This window comes from Mesorhizobium sp. RCAM 05104 (assembly GCF_059683645.1).
This window is the reverse complement of sequence record NZ_CM185033.1, coordinates 2,543,405-2,559,327: the sequence shown is the minus strand read 5'-3', so window position 1 is coordinate 2,559,327 and position 15,923 is coordinate 2,543,405. Positions and strand designations below refer to the sequence as shown.

Genomic DNA, 15,923 nt, shown 5'->3' with positions numbered 1-15,923 from the left:
AAGGCTGCCGCCTCATCAGGGACAAGAGGATCAAACAGATGCAAGGTTTCACAAATGAAACGATTGCTATTGGAGCGTGGGGCAATCGGTTGCTCGAACGAAACGACGGAAATTGAGCCCGGCATGGTGCTCCCATATGAGTGGCCCTGGTATGTCCGCGGTCTCGGAGCGTTCATGCTGGAAAATCAATTCATTATCGGCGCCGACTCTTCCGAACCATTCTGGTCTTTGTCGCGCGTCCTCGCGATATGCGACTGCTAGCGAAATGGCGTCTTTGTCAACGTGAACTGCGAGATACACGGTATGCGCTTCCTCATCGTCAGTTTCGACGGCCTGCGCCCTGACCTAGTCGCACCCGACCTGACGCCGAACCTCTGCCGTCTACAGGCCCAGGGCATCACTCTGTCGAACCATCGCACGGTCTATCCAAGCGAAACCCGCTCGGCCTTTCCCAGCTTGGTGACCGGTTCGACCACGAGCCGGCACGGCATGGTTGGGAACATATATGTCGACCGTTCAGTCACTCCGTCCCGCTACATCGACACAGAAGACGCGGTTCTCCTGCGCAAGCTTGACCTGGAAAGCGGTGGGCGGCTGATGTCCACACAGACACTGGGGGAAATCCTCGCTTCGGCCGGTCGGAGTCTTGCCGTCTTGGCCACCAACTCGCCCGGCACAACGCGCTTTTTCCACCACAAGGCCGAGGATTTCGGGCATGTTCGGCTCTCGGGGCATTTCCGCGAGGTCTGCACGCCGGACGATCTGCTGGCTCAAGCCGAAGAGCTTGTCGGGCCGTTGCCGCCGAAACCGCCCAGCACTAAGCCTGACAAGGCCGGCCAAGACTGGATCACATCAGCATTTCTCGATGTCATTTGGCCGAAATGCCGGCCGGACGTCACGGTCCTCTCCTACGGCGAGCCAGACGTCAGCTCGCACTTCCACGGCACCGGCGCTGAGGCGACTCGGACCATCATCGCACATTGCGACCGCCAGTTTGGCCGAGTGCTCGACTGGTGGGAAGCGGAGGGACGTGCTGAAGGCGTACAGATTATCGCGATCTCCGACCACGGACACATCACGGGTCATACCCAGGTTTCGGTCGTCGAGCGCCTGCGCGATGCGGGCTGCCGACCCGGTACGGCACCCGCACCGGATGTCGATGTCGTGGTGGTGCCCGGGCAGGTCGGCGCGCTCTATCTCGCTGACCCAAGCGACGAACGGATCGCTCGAATCGTGGCCACGATCACCGGCGAGCCGTGGTGCGGGCCGGTCTTTACCCGCGCCAAGAATGATATCGAGGGCATCGCCCTCGGCAGTCTCGGGAGCCACCTTGTTTTCATCGATCATGTCCGCGCGCCGGACGTGTCCTTTTGCTTCCGCGCGAATGACAGTGTCGATCCATTCGGCCTTGTCGGCGGCACGTTCTACGAAAACAACCGCCGTGCAGGCCTCGGCGTTCATGGTGGTCTTCATCCTAGGGAACTGGTCGCCCTCGGTGTTGTTGCTGGTTCGGCTTTCCCCGGGCAGGGGTCTGTTTCCGTGGTCCCATCTGGGATCTGCGATTTCGCACCGACCATTCTGCACCTCTTGGAGATAAAGCAGCCGGAAAGCATGACCGGCCGGGTTCTGACCGAAGTTGTGGAGCCAGGCCAGAAGGCTGCCCCAGAAAGTCGCAGTGAAGCTTTTGATGTGGGGCTTGGCCGTTTCAGGCAGGTTCTTCGGCGTGTCCGGGTCGGAGCCTCGACCTACGTCGAGAGCGGAACGGCGGAATGATAGGACCGCATGTTTGCGCAGCGGCAAGCCTTCGACGAAAGAAAAGGCGACCATGAACGTGATGCGCCGATGCTTGATGCGCCTTTCCAACGCGACCTCCACTCGTATGCCATGTTCCAGCTCGGCTTGGACGCATGCGCGCTGAGGCCAATGGGCATGGTCCGGACCAATCCGCTCCACCCAGATATCGTCGAAAGCTTCTCTTTGAGGTCGCTGAGATAGATTGAGATGGAAAGGAGATTCTGCTTGCCAGTCCCTTGTTCCTGCAACAATCGATCCAGCTCTGTTTGCTCGGCGATGTCGCCGTTGTAGACGCCGGCGATCGCGACCAACCATGTCAGCGGGCCAAAAGCCGATCCCGAGCTTCTCCCCGGGGCCACACCTCACTTGGGACACGCTGGATTTTCCATCGGTTCGCCATTTTTCTTTCTCCGTTTCGTACCGTCTCTACGTTTCGGCGACCTCCTGCAGGCGCTCTACAAGAAGCCTGTTTTCGTCGAACGTCCGCGCAGCAATACGCAGGTACCGAGTTCCCTTGCTGAGCGTTTTAGCCCCGCTGTGGCGAATCAGGACTCGATGGTGCGCAAGGAGCTTTTCCGCGAGCGCGACTCCATCTGGCCAATCATCTGGAAGGCGGCAAAAGACGAAGTTTGCATCGGGCCGAAGTACAAGCATATCAGGGATCTTCGCGAGTTCTGAATAGAGCTGGTCGCGATCCCGGCGCACCTGAGTCCAGCTTTCCTCCGCTTCGCGCTGGTAGCTCGGCAGAGCGTGGAGGAAAAACTCTCCCAAAGTACTTACATTCCATGCCGGCAAATTGCTTCGTACGGATGATATAAGCTTTTGATCGCTTGCGAGCATGTAACCGAGACGTAGTCCGCAAACACCGAATATTTTCCCGAGGCTTTTGAATATCACAAGGTTTGGATATTCTTGGATTCTGTCCTCGACACTTCCGCAAGCCCCCTCTGGGGTGAATTCGACGAACGATTCATCGACAATGATCCGAATATTTCTCGCTAGAAGTATTTTTGTGAGGTGGAGAAGCTCCTGCCGTAACACTCCCCTAGAGGTTGGATTGTTCGGCGAAATGACAACGACCGCGTCGGCGTTATGCGCTATCGCATGCCAGGCGAACTTCTCGACATCGAGCTCGAAGTCCGGAGCAGGTAAAGGAAACCGCGCCAGCCGCTCGGGCGACACCACCTGCTCGTATGGATTGAAGGACGGTGTCGGAACGGCTAAGCGCCAGTTTAGCGCTTGGATGCTCGCATGAATCAGTTCCGCAACGCCATTGCCAACAACGAGGTTCCGCGGATCTTGGGAAATCAAGCTGCCCAACTGCTCAGCAAGATGTGGCTGCGGTGACGGATAGCAACTGATGAGCTCGGGAAGCCGCTCGCCAAGCGCGGTATAGAAGCCATGGGGCGGAAAGTATAGATTTACCAGCAGAACATGATCGGTGATACCATAGCGCCAATACCCGCCGGGAAAATCATGAACGAGTGAACGACTAAGGGGCTCGCCAGGCAAAGGTGTAGGTTGCATAATCTAGGCTCCCATATCTATCCAATTTTGGTTCGGTTCAGATTGACCGGCTCGTCCATGCATGAGTGTGATGGAGTGTGATGACCTTGGTTTTCCCCGCTACGCGATCCAGCACAGGTTTTAAGATCTCGCGCCAGCGTTCTGAGCCGATTTGCCTCGGGACATCGTGGTAGGATCTCCACATGTCCAAGTAGGTGGCTGCGGTCATCTCCTCATGATGCGCATGGCAATCGAAAGCACTTGCCGAATCCGCCCGGTTTAGTGAGCACCGTCTCGATTCGGCCGAATAACTTGTAGACGTTGTTTCGACCCCGTCTGTCCAATGGGATGCGGTTCCCATGCAGACCCAGTCACAGATGCGTCCGGGGGTCCGGTTCCTCCGCTGAACCCACCGTCCATTCGAAATCGACGGCCGGTCCGAACGCGGGTCGCTGATCCGACATTCCCTTGCTCGGTTCGATTGCGTAACCATGCAAACGCCGTTGGGCCCGACATCTGCAACGACAGCGCGCGGTCATCTTGCCAGGATGAAAGAGGAGAGCACATCGAGCGCTACCGCCGCATAAAGAGGGCAGTGTTCGGCGACAGCGCCTAGATCGTGCCATTTGATCGGACTATTCATTTGCGAGCTGCTTTACCGTGAGGTGAGAGACGGACTGGCTTCGGCCGGCTACCTCGCCGAAAAGCCGCGATAAGCTAGGAATATTGATGCCACGACCGCGAATACGGTGACCGCTGCATACATTGTGCGATTCATACTTGGCACGGGGATGGGCAGCACGTGCAGAACCGCAAGCAACAAGAAGAGTCCGCATGTAGCAGTGTTCCACAGTGGGAAAGGAATCCACGCTGCGATAAGCATAAGAACTGCCATGAGCGGAACGTCGTAGGAAAGCGGAACGCCGGTGAAATACCCTTTTGCGGACATCCCGAAATTGCTGAAATAACTCAATCGCAAAGCACCAGCGAGTATCAGAGCGAGCCCCGTTACAAACGGTAAGACACCGCCTGTTCCGATTTGCATTAGTACCGCGGCCGGAATGACGGCGCCGTACAGGAGGTCAGCAAATCCATCCAGACTCTTCCCCATATTGGCCGTCTCTGCAGACCGGTTTTTCGTTCGCTTCGCGACCACTCCGTCGAAATGGTCTGCCAAGACCGCCCAGAGCGCTGCCGCGATGGCAAGCTCCGGTCTGCCCGATTGCGCAAAATAGAGCGCGGTTGCTGATGCCAGGAGGCCAAGCATCGTGATCTGGTTCGCGCGGTCCGAGAGATAGATGATCATTGGAAGCCCTCCGATCCTATCTCGACACGATTTTGATGCCGGAAAAGAAGATCCGCGTTAGGTGAAAATATGTTCTCTGCAGTTCGTAGATCGGCCTCGCTGTCTATCTCGTACCATCGCAGCTCATCGCAGCGGGCAGCCGCAAGCCGGAGGCCGCGGCTTTCGATGAGATGAGCAAGAAGCTCCTCCATGTAAGCTTTGATCGCACCGGAACCGATGAGATTATCAAGGCCCGGCACGATTATCGTGCGGAGCGTGGCGCCGGAGAAGCGAATGAGATTCATTGTCTTGAAGAGAGCCGGGCCGCCGGAAACTAGGTCCGCAGCTGTTTGTTTAAGCCGGACCTCGGAAATAAATCCGCCTTCGGACAAGATTACTGCAGAGCCCTCCATCGACGGATGAAAAGGCGCTACTGCGGCTGAATTCGCTGCGTCATCTATCGTCAAGCGCCGAAGCGCGTCCTCCTCAAAGAAGACGTCGGCCTCAAGAAGATAGCAGTCTCCCGATAGTAAAGCGTCGCGTGCCAGCCAGAGCGAATAGGCGCTGCCCGTGCGGTCGAAGACCGTCGACTCCACATAATTGATATCGAGCCCACCGAAGCGTCGGCCGCAGGAATATTGAATCGCGTCTTTGCGATAGCCGACGACGATCGTCACCTCCCGAACGCCGACTGCCTCGAGGTTCTGCAAGGCGTTGTGAAGGATCGGCGTGCCATTGACTTCGACCAGCGGCTTCGGCCGCAGATCGGTGAGGGGACGCAGGCGCGAGCCAAACCCGGCGGCAAGAATCACCGCCTTTCTCGGAGCAATTGCAGTCATGGGTCTATAGCCCCTCTTTTTTGGTTGCTGCGACGATTCTTTCGGTTCCAGGCGTTAAGGACGCTGACCACACGCTCAAGGCCCGGCTCGAGTTGCTCCGGCGGAATGCCATAGGAGAGCCTGAGCCCCATGGGATCGCCGAAGGCAGTGCCTGACACGCCGGCCACGCCGGCCTGCGCGAGCAGTGCGGCCACGATGTCGTCAGCCGTCCTGGCGTGACCATTGGCGAGCGTCGGCCGCAACAGGCCGGACAGATCGAGATAGAAATAGAACCCGCCCTGTGCTACAGGCATCGGCACGCGACGCAGCTCGGAGAGGGCGGTAAGCCCAGCCTGCCGCGCCGCCGTCAATTGGGCCTTGAGCCGGGCTTCAAAGGCGCCATCTCCCTCACGCAGGTGGTGCAGCACGGCATGCTGGGCAACGACATTCGGGTTCGATGTCGTGTGCGACTGAATCGCCTTGACAGCCGTGATCAGTTCCTTCGGCGCAGCGAGATACCCGATGCGCCAGCCGGTGAGGGCCAGGCTTTTGGAGAAGGCATTGACGATCACCGTCCGAGCCCGGACCTCCGGGGCCAGTGACACCACCGGATGATGCCGATGGCCATCAAAGGTGAAGGGGCCGTAACATTCATCGAAGATGATCCAGAGATCCCGATCCATCGCCAGCTGGGCGATGCCCGAAAGAGTCTCCGCGTCGTAGACGGCGCCGCTGGGGTTGGCGGGCGTGTTGACGACGATGGCCCGGGTCATCGGCGTGATGACGCGTTGGATGTCGTCGATCCGTGGAACGTAGCCGTTTCTTCGCGTGTCGATATGGACTGGGGTGCCGCCGGCGATCTGGACCTGCGCTGGGAATGTCGTCCAGTAGGGTGCGGGAATGATGACCTGGTCGCCGGGATTGATCAGCGTCATCGCCACGTTGAAAAGAGCCTGCTTGGCGCCGTTCGTCACGGCGAGCTCGTCGGCCCGCCAGAGCTGCCCCGTCTCGACCGATACCTTCCGTGCCAGCGCCTCGCGCAACTCCATAAAGCCGATGGTGTCAGTGTAGCGGTTCAGGCCTTGTCGAATCGCCTCGATCGCTCCGTCCCGGATCGTCGGTGCCAGATCGCTCCAGATCTCGCCGGCCGTGAGATCAACAATCTCCATCCCGGCATCAGCAGCCGCGTTTGCTGCAGCGCGCGCTGCTGCCGTGCCGCTTGAGCCGAACAAGCTCATCCGTCGCGCAAGCATGTGCACCCTCCGCAACCAAGTTTGGTTGGTTCTTTCAATGCCTGGGGCTGTGTGATGTGCTTCGGCAGATACCGCCCTTCCGCCTGAGCCAGTTCGTCGTAGCCGATCAGGCTGAACAGCTCGTCGAGGCCGGCAACCTGGTCCTCGATCCCGGCGATGCTTTCTTCCGACCAGATGCGGACGCAGATGTCTCGCATGCCGGCGATCGCCGCCCGCATCGAATGGTTGGCCCAGATGACGGCCGAAATGCCGGCATCACGATAGACTGAAGTCGGGGTTTTGTAGTATTTGGTCGGGACGATGACGACCGGCAGCTTGTTGTTCCATTCTTTGGCGAAGGTCAGGATCTCGTCTGCGACGTCCTCGCGGGAGTGGATGAGGATTGCGTCGGCGCCGGCCTCTGAATAAGCGTCGGCCCGGGACAGCGCCTCATCGAGACCGTGACCGGCGATCAGCGCCTCGATCCGCGCGACGACGACGAAATCCGGTCCCGTCGTGTCTTTTACGGCCTCGAGACGGCCGCAGAATTCGTCAATGTCAGCGAGCAGATGCCGATCGCCGACGAAGGAGTTCATTTTCGGGAACCTCTTGTCCTCAAGGCAGATGCCGCTGGCGCCGCGTTGCTCAAGCTTCCGCGCGACCAAGCGAGCATTGTTGAAATTTCCGAAGCCGCTGTCACCGTCGACAAGAACGGGGATGTTCGTCGCATCGACTATGTGCTCGACGACGTCGACGACTTGCGTCCAACTCGCTTCGTTGGCGTCCCGATAGCCAAGTGCCGAGGCGATGGAAAGACCAGAAGCCCAGAGCCCGCGAAAACCGGCACGCTCGGCAATCGCTGCCGAAAGCCCATCATGCGCTTCCATCAAAAATGTCAGGTCGTCAGAAAGAATGAGCTCGCGAAGGGTCGTCGATGACTCCGTCACCGGCAAGACTCCCGCCCCGAACGAAATCGCCTTGTTCATTGTAATGACCTCCTCCATAAACTCAGGTCCAATGAACTCGGTAAAACGCGACGATTACTCATCGTCGCCCTGACCTCGCTGTAGAAAAGTCCTTTGGCCTACATAGCGCAATGCTCGTGAGATCCGCTGGAAGCGGCTCTGTGCCGGAGCGCACGTTACAGTTCAAGCAGCAAGAGCCATGCCAGCTAAAAAGCCGTTGTTATTGCAACAGGTTGGCTTTGCGCGGCTGGTTCCGTTTGTTTGTGACGATACAATTCTGTCGGGATCGCGACAGTGGAAAAGCTACATAACGGTGCGAGGTTGGCAGGTCGCCCACTAATCGTGATGTCCTTGGTGCCACGCTAGAGCGCGTCCTGTTTAATCCGGTTCATATCTTGCAGTCTTGAATTAGTTTTGCACACCCGACAGGGGTGAATTGGCCGAGGACCGAGCCCACGGCGCCCCACAGGGCCTTGGTCCCCGCTCGGCCTTGGCGCGCAGCAGCGCCTTGAGCTTGGAAAACCGGCAAGCCGGATGGCTGGGCGGCATTAGCGCCACTGGCTTCGGAGAACGGTGCTGTCGATGCTTTCACTCGATTATGACGACACGCTCATGGCGGCCGCCGGCCATCAGGCCGAGGCGATCGTCGACGAGGTCGTCGAACAGTACAAGAGCAACTACATCCTCGCGGTCGAAGGCAATCCGCCGCTCAACGAGGATGGCATGTTCTGCATCATCGGCGGCAAGCCCTTCGTCGACCAGCTCAAGCATGCCGCCTCCAACGCCAAGGCGATCATCTCCTGGGGCTCCTGCGCCTCCTGGGGCTGCGTACAGGCCGCGCGGCCGAACCCGACGCGGGCTACGCCCGTCCATAAGGTTCCCGGCCTGCCGGACAAGCCGATCATCAAGGTGCCCGGTTGCCCGCCGATCGCAGAAGTGATGACGGCCGTCATCACTTATATCCTGACCTTCGAGAAATTCCCCGAACTCGACCGGCAAGGCCGGCCGAAGATGTTCTACAGCCAGCGCATCCACGACAAATGCTATCGGCGCCCGCATTTCGACGCCGGCCAGTTCGTCGAGTCCTTCGATGACGAGGGCGCGCGCAAGGGCTATTGCCTCTACAAGGTCGGCTGCAAGGGACCGACCACCTACAACGCCTGCTCGACGGTGGGCTGGAACGGCGGCCTCTCCTTCCCGATCCAGGCCGGCCATCCCTGCATCGGCTGCTCCGAGGACGGCTTCTGGGACAAGGGCGATTTCTACAGCCGCCTGACCCGCGTCCACGGCTTCGGCATCGAGGCCGATGCCGACAGGATCGGCACGACAGCCGCGACCGTGGTCGGCGCCGCCGCGGCCGCGCATGCGGCGGCGAGCGTGGTCAAGCGGATGCGCGAAAAAGGCGGGAACAACTGATGGGCATCCGGACGCCGAACGGCTTCAATCTCGATACCTCCGGCCAGCGCGTCGTCGTCGATCCGGTCACGCGGATCGAAGGCCACATGCGCTGCGAGGTCAACATCGACGAGAACAACATCATCCGCAACGCGGTCTCGACCGGCACCATGTGGCGCGGGCTCGAGGTCATCCTCAAGGGCCGCGACCCGCGCGACGCCTGGGCCTTCACCCAGCGCATCTGCGGGGTGTGCACCGGCACGCACGCGCTCACCTCGGTGCGTGCGGTCGAGGACGCGCTGGGCATCATAATCCCGGAGAACGCCAATTCGATCCGTAACATCATGCAGCTCTCGCTGCAGGTGCACGACCATCTGGTCCACTTCTACCACCTGCACGCGCTCGACTGGGTCAACCCGGTCAACGCATTGAGAGCCGACCCGAAGGCGACGTCGGAACTGCAGCAGGCGGTTTCGCCGAGCCACCCGATGTCCTCGCCGGGCTATTTCCGTGACATCCAGAACCGGCTGAAGAAGTTCGTGGAGAGCGGCCAACTCGGGCCGTTCAAGAACGGCTACTGGACCAACCCGGCCTATCTGCTGCCGCCGGAAGCCGACCTGATGGCGGTGACGCACTATCTGGAAGCGCTTGACTTCCAGAAGGAGATCATGACGACGCGCACGATCTTCGGCGGCAAGGACATCCATCCCAACTGGCTGGTGGGGGGCGTGCCCTGTGCGATCAACATCGACGGTGAGATGGCGGCCGGCGCGCCGATCAACATGGAGCGGCTGAACTACGTCCGCAGCGTCATCGAGCGTACCATCGCCTTCGTCGACAACGTCTACATACGCTGGCAACGATGAAGCTCTCTTCAACGTCTCCGGACGCAGCTTGCGTTGCACCAAAGAGGCCATGACCGAGACCTGAGCTGGTTCAGCTCGATCAGCTCTGCTGGAGAGAACATGCTGAAAAAGTTCGAACGCTATCCGCTCACCTTTGGACTCACGCCCATCGAGAAGCTCGACCGCCTCGGCAAGCATCTGGGCGGCAAGGTGGAAATCTACGCCAAACGCGAGGATTGCAACTCCGGTCTCGCGTTCGGCGGAAACAAGCTGCGCAAGCTTGAATACATCATCCCCGATGCGGTCGCTTCAGATGCCGATACGCTCGTCACCGTCGGCGGCGTGCAGTCCAACCACACCCGGATGGTCGCGGCGGTCGCCGCCAAGATCGGCATGAAGTGTCTTCTGGTTCATGAGAGCTGGGTTCCACATGAGGATGCCGTCTACGACCGGGTCGGCAACATTCTTTTGAGCCGCATCATGGGCGCAGAGGTGCGCCTGGTCGACGAAGGCTTTGACATCGGCATCCGCCGCAGTTGGCAACAAGCGCTCGACGAGGTCAAGTCAAGGGGAGGCAGATCCTATGCTATACCAGCCGGCGCGTCTGTTCACCCGAATGGCGGCCTCGGCTATGTCGGGTTCGCGGAGGAGGTGCGCGCCCAGGAGAAACAGCTTGGGTTTGCCTTCGACTAGGTGCCGTAGCGGGAGTGGTTGGAATTGGGAGTTGGCGTAGTCTCTGGGGTGTTCAACCTCGAATCATCCGGCGTTAGAGTGCCGGACAGGAGACTACGCCATGACAAGGACTACCATGAATGCGGAAGCCGTTCATCCTGAGGATGAGGCGACGAGCTATCTTTTCGACAACTGGTTTGATCCGATCGAAGCTGGCCTGCGCGAGCGGGTGCGCGGCTTCATCGAGACGATGCTCGAGACCGAGCTGGACGCGGTGCTTGCCCGTCGCCGTTATGGCCGGCAGCCGGCGGCGCGCAGTGATGAGACCACTGGTGTCGCCGGCCACCGCCACGGCCGCCGGACGCGCACGCTGACAGGGACCTTCGGCACCACCGAGATCACGGTTCCGCGGGCCCGCCTTGATGCCGGCGAGGACAAGACGGTGGAATGGAAGAGCAAGGCCCTGCGCGCCTACCAGCGGCGCACGATGGCCGCCGACGCGCTGATCGCGTTGGCCGGCACGAACACGCGACGTGCGGCGTGCGCTCGCCGCGCTGTTCGGCGGCGCGATCGGCAAGGACGTCGTCAGCCGCACCTGGCGCAAGGTGAAGACGGACTGGGACGCCTGGAATGCCCGCTCGCTTGCCGACGAGCCGATCGTGCGCCTGATCCTCGACGGGACGGTGGTTCGTGTCAGGCTCGACCGCAAGGCGACCTCGATCTCGCTGCTCGTGGTCATCGGCGTGCGCGAGGACGGACAGAAGATCCTGCTTTCCGTCAAGAACATGGGCGGCGAGACGACCGAGGCCTGGCGGGCCATTCTCGACGATCTCGTCGGGCGCGGCTTGCGCCGACCTGAGTTTCTCATCGTCGACGGCGCGCCCGGACTGGACAGGGCGATCGCGGCCCTGTGGGACGGCGTGCCGGTTCAAAGATGCACGGTTCACAAGCATAGGAATCTGCTCGCCCACGCTCCCGAGCGCCTGCACGAGAGATCAGCGCCGATTACACCGACATGATCTACGCGGCCACGCCGGAGGAGATCGAGATCCGCCGCAAGGCGTTCCTGCGCAAATGGCGGCTCAAGTGCCGCGCGGTGGCCGATAGCCTGGAGGAGGCCGGCGAGCGTCTCTTCGCCTTCACCCGGCTGCCGCCGAGCCAATGGAAAAGCGCCAGAACAACCAATGCGATTGAGCATCTGCATGAGGAGTTCAAGCGACGCATCAAGACCCAGACCGTGCTGCCTTCGGCCGAAACCGCAGCCATGCTGTTCTGGGCGCTGATGGCATCCGGTCAAATCTCGATGCGAAAAATCGACGGCTGGCAGACACTTCCAATCAAGCCGCTCGATCAGCAGATTGACCTCGCCGCTTGAACCGATAAGCTCAACCTACCGGAGGCTGCTCCGCCGAATTCCAACACCATCCGCTACGGCACCGACCCTCCGGCCGTCCGCGTTTGCGATCGACCAGCGACACGACGGTACCGCCGACGCGGAACAGCTTGGCCGCCGATATGCTGTCGCCTGGTTGAGGCCGAGTTCGGCTGCGAGCGCCTCAACATTTCCGGTCGTTGTGCGGCCGGTGCGCCTCAGGAAGCCACGGATCGCATGGGTACGCCGGCACGCTTCATCCCAAAGTGCCTCATCAATCTCGTCGGGAAATGGATCGTTCATGATAGGCTCTCGAGCAAAAACACCGCGAGCCTCATTCTCACATGGAGTGGCCAAACCAAGCATCTTGTCAAATTAACTGCCCATTCTCTAAATTAATTGCCAGCCTAACACGGCAGAAGCTGCCCGGAATCCGTCATAGCCAAGCGGCTGGGCGCGGTGAACAGCGACGTCATGTGCGCTTCCTCTTGCGCTTCTTCGGGGCAGGGGAGGGCGTTCCGTGCGTCAGAGAGACGACCGGCAGCCCGGAACGCCAATCGAGCTTGCAGGCGATCTCCACGGCCTGCTCAGGCGTGCCGCCGAACTCCAGAACAGCCTGCGCCTGCCTGGCGCCGCTGCCGATCGCGAAATAGGGGTTGGACAGCATGCCGGTCAGCGTCCAGCTCCGGCAGGCGATCTGAGCGCGCCCGTCGGGGTGAACAACCAGGAGATTGACGTCGTCGCGTTTCACGCCGTCTGGCCTGTTCTTGATGTCTGCGCCGGCTGCATACCAGTCCAGAATCGCCTCGCACGCGCCAACCCCCGCGCTAGAGGCGCCAATCAGGCGTCCATCGGGCAGACGGCGGATTTTCATCTTGGTTCCGATGTATCCGGAATGACCGGCGTAGGCCCGACTGTCGGCGGCCATCACGCCGTCCTTGTATGCGATGGTAGTCAATGGAGCATCCTCGCTTCGTCGTCCTTGGTCATGGCAGCATCGACCGAGCAGGCAATGTCGATCGTATCGACGCCGGCGGCGATGGCCCGGGCGGTCAGTTCCTGGGTCCAGCGATGCCGCGCAGCCAGCCAGACCGAAGGTTCATTGATGGCTTCGGTTGTGCTGACCGGGCGATGGGCAAGGTTCGAGGCGAAGTGAGTTGTCCCTTGGCTTGAAGACCCTGCGTCGTCGCCGCCCTTAGTGGGGGCAAGTAGAATCGTTGGGCAGCGCCGGGCCAGATGCGTCGTCAGCATGCTGCCCGGTCTGGCTCGAGTGTCATCTTTGAGCGCGTCCGGGACAGGTGGGGTGGCATTTTTTTGGTGGGTGATCATGGGACTTCTCCTTGGTCCGTGACTGTTTGCGATCAGCGCACGAACCGTGCCAAATGAGAAAACCGTTTCGGCAGTGTGCTTAGTCGGACTCTGCTATGTCGCGTATCCAACATTGTCGGGCATTGCACACCGTGAATAGGAAGCGCTTGCCGCTTAAGAATTGGCGAGGTGAATCACCCGTCGGAGACCCGCTGCGCTTTGGGCTTGACCGGCAAGCGGCCAAGATCGCTCCTGATCGACCAGCTGGTCTGGGCAGCTGGGCAAAGCGTGCCAGCAGTCCCGTGATATCGCCGCCGCGTACCGGATGTTTCGACATGTTCTCCCCACTGCTCGGCGATAGCGAAGTAATCAACCACCAGGTCCATTTACTGAGTTCCGCAGAAACGAAGATCGCGCCAAGATCGGTGCGGTGCCGCGCGGCTACAACACGCATGATTTACGCTTCCTCTTGCGCTTCTTCGGGGCAGGGGAGGGCGTTCCGTGCGTCAGAGAGACGACCGGCAGCCCGGAACAGCTATCGAACTTGCAGGCAATCTCCACGGCCTGCTCAGGCGTGCCGCCGAACTCCAGAACAGCCTGCGCGTGCCCGACGCCGCTGCCGATCGTGAAATAGGGATTGGACAGCATGCCGGTCAGCGTCCAGCTCCGGCAGGCGATCTGAGCGCGCCCGTCGGGGTGAACAACCAGGAGATTGACGTCGTCGCGTTCCACGCCGTCTGGCCTGTTCTTGATGTCTGCGCCGGCTGCATACCAGTCCAGAATCGCCTCGCCCGCGCCAACCCCGGCGCTAGAGGCGCCAATCAGGCGTCCATCGGGCAGACGGCGAATCTTCATCTTGGTTCCGATGTATCCGGAATGACCGGCGTAGGCCCGACTGTCGGCGGCCATCACGCCGTCCTTGTATGCGATGGTAGTCAATGGAGCATCCTCGCTTCGTCGTCCTTGGTCATGGCAGCATCGACCGAGCAGGCAATGTCGATCGTATCGACGCCGGCGGCGATGGCCCGGGCGGTCAGTTCCTGGGTCCAGCGATGCCGCGCAGCCAGCCAGACCGAAGGTTCATTGATGGCTTCGGTTGTGCTGACCGGGCGATGGGCAAGGTTCGAGGCGAACTGAGTTGTCCCTCGTTTTGAGGGCCCTGCGTCCTCGCCGCCCTTAGTGGGAGAAAGTAGAATCGTTGGGCAGCGCCGGGCCAGATGCGCCGTCAGCATGCTGCCCGGTCTGACTCGAGTGTCATCTTTGAGCGCGTCCGGGACAGGTGGGGTGGCATTTTTTTGGTGGGTGATCATGGGACTTCTCCTTGGTCCGTGACTGTTTGCGATCAGCGCACGAACCGTGCCAAATGAGAAAACCGTTTCGGCAGTGTGCTTAGTCGGACTCTGCTATGTCGCGTATCCACCGATAGTGTTCTCTAATGAGTCAAGGGGCGGCCGCTCGGTTGTGAGCGTTCTCGACGCGTTCGGGTGCCTGGGTTCTCTTCGTGCTCACGTGGCACTTGATGGGGTAAGCTGGGTATGGTGCGGCTTGGTTGAAAGCGCAGTCGGCCGATCTGGTTGGCCGCATGCTACACAATCGGCGCCGTCATCCACTCCCTCCCTCGGGCGTCGCTCCGCTCGGGAGCTCGTTTCGGCTTCCTGTCTCGTTCGTCCTCAATCCGCTATGCGGCCTTGAACACGGTGCCGTGCCGCAGCATCGCATGCATGATGATGGCCAGCCGACGAGCAAGCGCGATCCGCGCCTTGCGCATGGTGGAGCGCTTGGCGATCGCCAACGCCCAATCCTTCAGCTTTAACGCCCCTCGGTAACACGTGAGCATGACATTCGCCGCCGACGCGGTGACTTTCACCTGATTGGTTGAGCACCGGCGTCAGTCCTAGGATGGATCCCACCGTTTTGGAGTTTCTGAATCGCTGTGGAATGTCGATCGTCGCGGTGTAAGCCAGCGCCACCACAGGACCGACGCCGGAGATCGTCATCAAGCGCCGACAGACCTCATCGTCCCGCACGATTCTCAGAAGTCTGCGATGTAGAACTGTAAACTGTTCTCGCAGCCTGCAGCGCGCCTCCAGCAGCGGCGTGACAATTTCGGCCAGTTCACAGCGTCCTTCGACGAGCTCGCGAATCCGATCCTCAAACTTGACGGTCCCGACGACGCCAACCTTGAGCCCAAAATTGCGCATCAGGCCGCGCAGGTCGTTCTCGATGGCGAGGGCCTTTTCCTGCAGCAGCTTGCGCGCCGTCAGCAGCGCGCGGCGCTTCTGGCTCGTCAGCGTCTTGACATGCACCGGGCGGAACAGGTTGACGCGCATCATCTGTGCGATGCCGCGCGCATCATTGCGATCCGTCTTGTTCGGCCGCGCCTTGAGGAATGCCTTGGTGTGTCGGGTCTCGATGCAGATTGCCGGCAAACCGGCCCTGGCCAGGCCTTCGAACAGCCACTGCGACAACGGTCCGGCCTCGAGCCGATCCGCTCGATGCGCAAGGCGGGATCTTTCAGAACCGCGGTTAGGTCGTCGGGGTGGTTGACCACCTTGACCTCGCGGCCTTGCCAGTTTCATCGACAATGCAAACGGCGGTCTCTTTTACCGAGATATCCAATCCGGCATAATGCTTCATGCTGCGCTTCCTTCCTGATGTTTGTGGCTGTAGCTGCAGACCACGTTCTATCATCAGCTCGGAGCGCAGCACCTCCGTCCATCACCGTCGAAGA

10 protein-coding genes and 6 pseudogenes are annotated in these 15,923 nt (G+C 60.5%); 5 read left to right on the top strand and 11 right to left on the bottom strand.

Annotation, left to right across the window (positions count from 1 at the left end):
• Nucleotides 1-303 precede the first annotated feature (303 nt).
• Nucleotides 304-1,773 (top strand): alkaline phosphatase family protein, encoded by a 1,470-nt coding sequence (locus AC56QP_RS12650; RefSeq protein WP_489859471.1) that lies wholly within the window; start codon nucleotides 304-306, stop codon nucleotides 1,771-1,773.
• A 447-nt stretch (nucleotides 1,774-2,220) separates the two neighbouring features.
• On the opposite strand, the gene AC56QP_RS12645 is transcribed toward AC56QP_RS12650, so the two are convergent.
• The 5 genes from AC56QP_RS12645 to aepX form a co-directional block, all read right to left on the bottom strand.
• Nucleotides 2,221-3,321 (bottom strand): pyridoxal phosphate-dependent aminotransferase, encoded by a 1,101-nt coding sequence (locus AC56QP_RS12645; protein ID WP_489859472.1) that lies wholly within the window; start codon nucleotides 3,319-3,321, stop codon nucleotides 2,221-2,223.
• Between the two features lie 670 nt (nucleotides 3,322-3,991).
• Nucleotides 3,992-4,606, bottom strand: coding sequence for a CDP-alcohol phosphatidyltransferase family protein (locus AC56QP_RS12640; protein WP_489859473.1), 615 nt, complete (start codon nucleotides 4,604-4,606; stop codon nucleotides 3,992-3,994).
• Nucleotides 4,603-5,424 carry a phosphocholine cytidylyltransferase family protein gene (locus AC56QP_RS12635; protein ID WP_489859474.1) on the bottom strand — a complete coding sequence of 274 codons (822 nt, stop codon included), beginning with the start codon at nucleotides 5,422-5,424 and terminating at the stop codon, nucleotides 4,603-4,605. Before AC56QP_RS12635 ends, AC56QP_RS12640 begins: the two co-directional genes overlap by 4 nt.
• Entirely contained in the window at nucleotides 5,421-6,656 is a 1,236-nt protein-coding gene (locus tag AC56QP_RS12630) for an aminotransferase class I/II-fold pyridoxal phosphate-dependent enzyme (protein WP_489859475.1), read from the bottom strand. The genes AC56QP_RS12635 and AC56QP_RS12630 overlap by 4 nt, the downstream gene beginning before the upstream one ends.
• Entirely contained in the window at nucleotides 6,638-7,621 is a 984-nt protein-coding gene (gene aepX, locus AC56QP_RS12625) for a phosphoenolpyruvate mutase (RefSeq protein WP_489859476.1), read from the bottom strand. The genes AC56QP_RS12630 and aepX overlap by 19 nt, the downstream gene beginning before the upstream one ends.
• Before the next feature lie 552 nt (nucleotides 7,622-8,173).
• Between aepX and AC56QP_RS12620 the strand changes: the two are divergent.
• From AC56QP_RS12620 to AC56QP_RS12605, 4 pseudogenes are all read left to right on the top strand, one after another.
• Nucleotides 8,174-9,016 (top strand): annotated as a pseudogene (locus AC56QP_RS12620) (hydrogenase small subunit); the annotation flags it as partial.
• Nucleotides 9,016-9,846 (top strand): annotated as a pseudogene (locus AC56QP_RS12615) (nickel-dependent hydrogenase large subunit); the annotation flags it as partial. The pseudogenes AC56QP_RS12620 and AC56QP_RS12615, both read left to right, overlap by 1 nt.
• A gap of 114 nt (nucleotides 9,847-9,960) precedes the next feature.
• A pseudogene (locus tag AC56QP_RS12610) lies at nucleotides 9,961-10,530 on the top strand (pyridoxal-phosphate dependent enzyme); the annotation flags it as partial.
• A 118-nt stretch (nucleotides 10,531-10,648) separates the two neighbouring features.
• Nucleotides 10,649-11,887 (top strand): annotated as a pseudogene (locus tag AC56QP_RS12605) (IS256 family transposase).
• A 469-nt stretch (nucleotides 11,888-12,356) separates the two neighbouring features.
• Here the strand turns inward: AC56QP_RS12605 and AC56QP_RS12600 are convergent.
• The 6 genes and pseudogenes from AC56QP_RS12600 to AC56QP_RS12575 form a co-directional block, all read right to left on the bottom strand.
• Nucleotides 12,357-12,812 carry a hypothetical protein gene (locus tag AC56QP_RS12600; RefSeq protein WP_489859477.1) on the bottom strand — a complete coding sequence of 152 codons (456 nt, stop codon included), beginning with the start codon at nucleotides 12,810-12,812 and terminating at the stop codon, nucleotides 12,357-12,359.
• A gap of 26 nt (nucleotides 12,813-12,838) precedes the next feature.
• Nucleotides 12,839-13,213, bottom strand: a complete 375-nt coding sequence (locus tag AC56QP_RS12595) for a hypothetical protein (protein WP_489859478.1) — start codon at nucleotides 13,211-13,213, stop codon at nucleotides 12,839-12,841.
• 241 nt (nucleotides 13,214-13,454) lie between these two features.
• Nucleotides 13,455-13,646: pseudogene (locus tag AC56QP_RS12590) on the bottom strand (hypothetical protein); the annotation flags it as partial.
• Nucleotides 13,634-14,131 carry a hypothetical protein gene (locus tag AC56QP_RS12585; RefSeq protein WP_489859479.1) on the bottom strand — a complete coding sequence of 166 codons (498 nt, stop codon included), beginning with the start codon at nucleotides 14,129-14,131 and terminating at the stop codon, nucleotides 13,634-13,636. The pseudogene AC56QP_RS12590 and the gene AC56QP_RS12585, both read right to left, overlap by 13 nt.
• Complete coding sequence (locus AC56QP_RS12580) at nucleotides 14,128-14,502, bottom strand: hypothetical protein (RefSeq protein ID WP_489859480.1); 375 nt, start codon at nucleotides 14,500-14,502, stop codon at nucleotides 14,128-14,130. The genes AC56QP_RS12585 and AC56QP_RS12580 overlap by 4 nt, the downstream gene beginning before the upstream one ends.
• Before the next feature lie 368 nt (nucleotides 14,503-14,870).
• Nucleotides 14,871-15,829, bottom strand: a pseudogene (locus tag AC56QP_RS12575) (IS110 family RNA-guided transposase).
• Nucleotides 15,830-15,923: the final 94 nt, after the last annotated feature.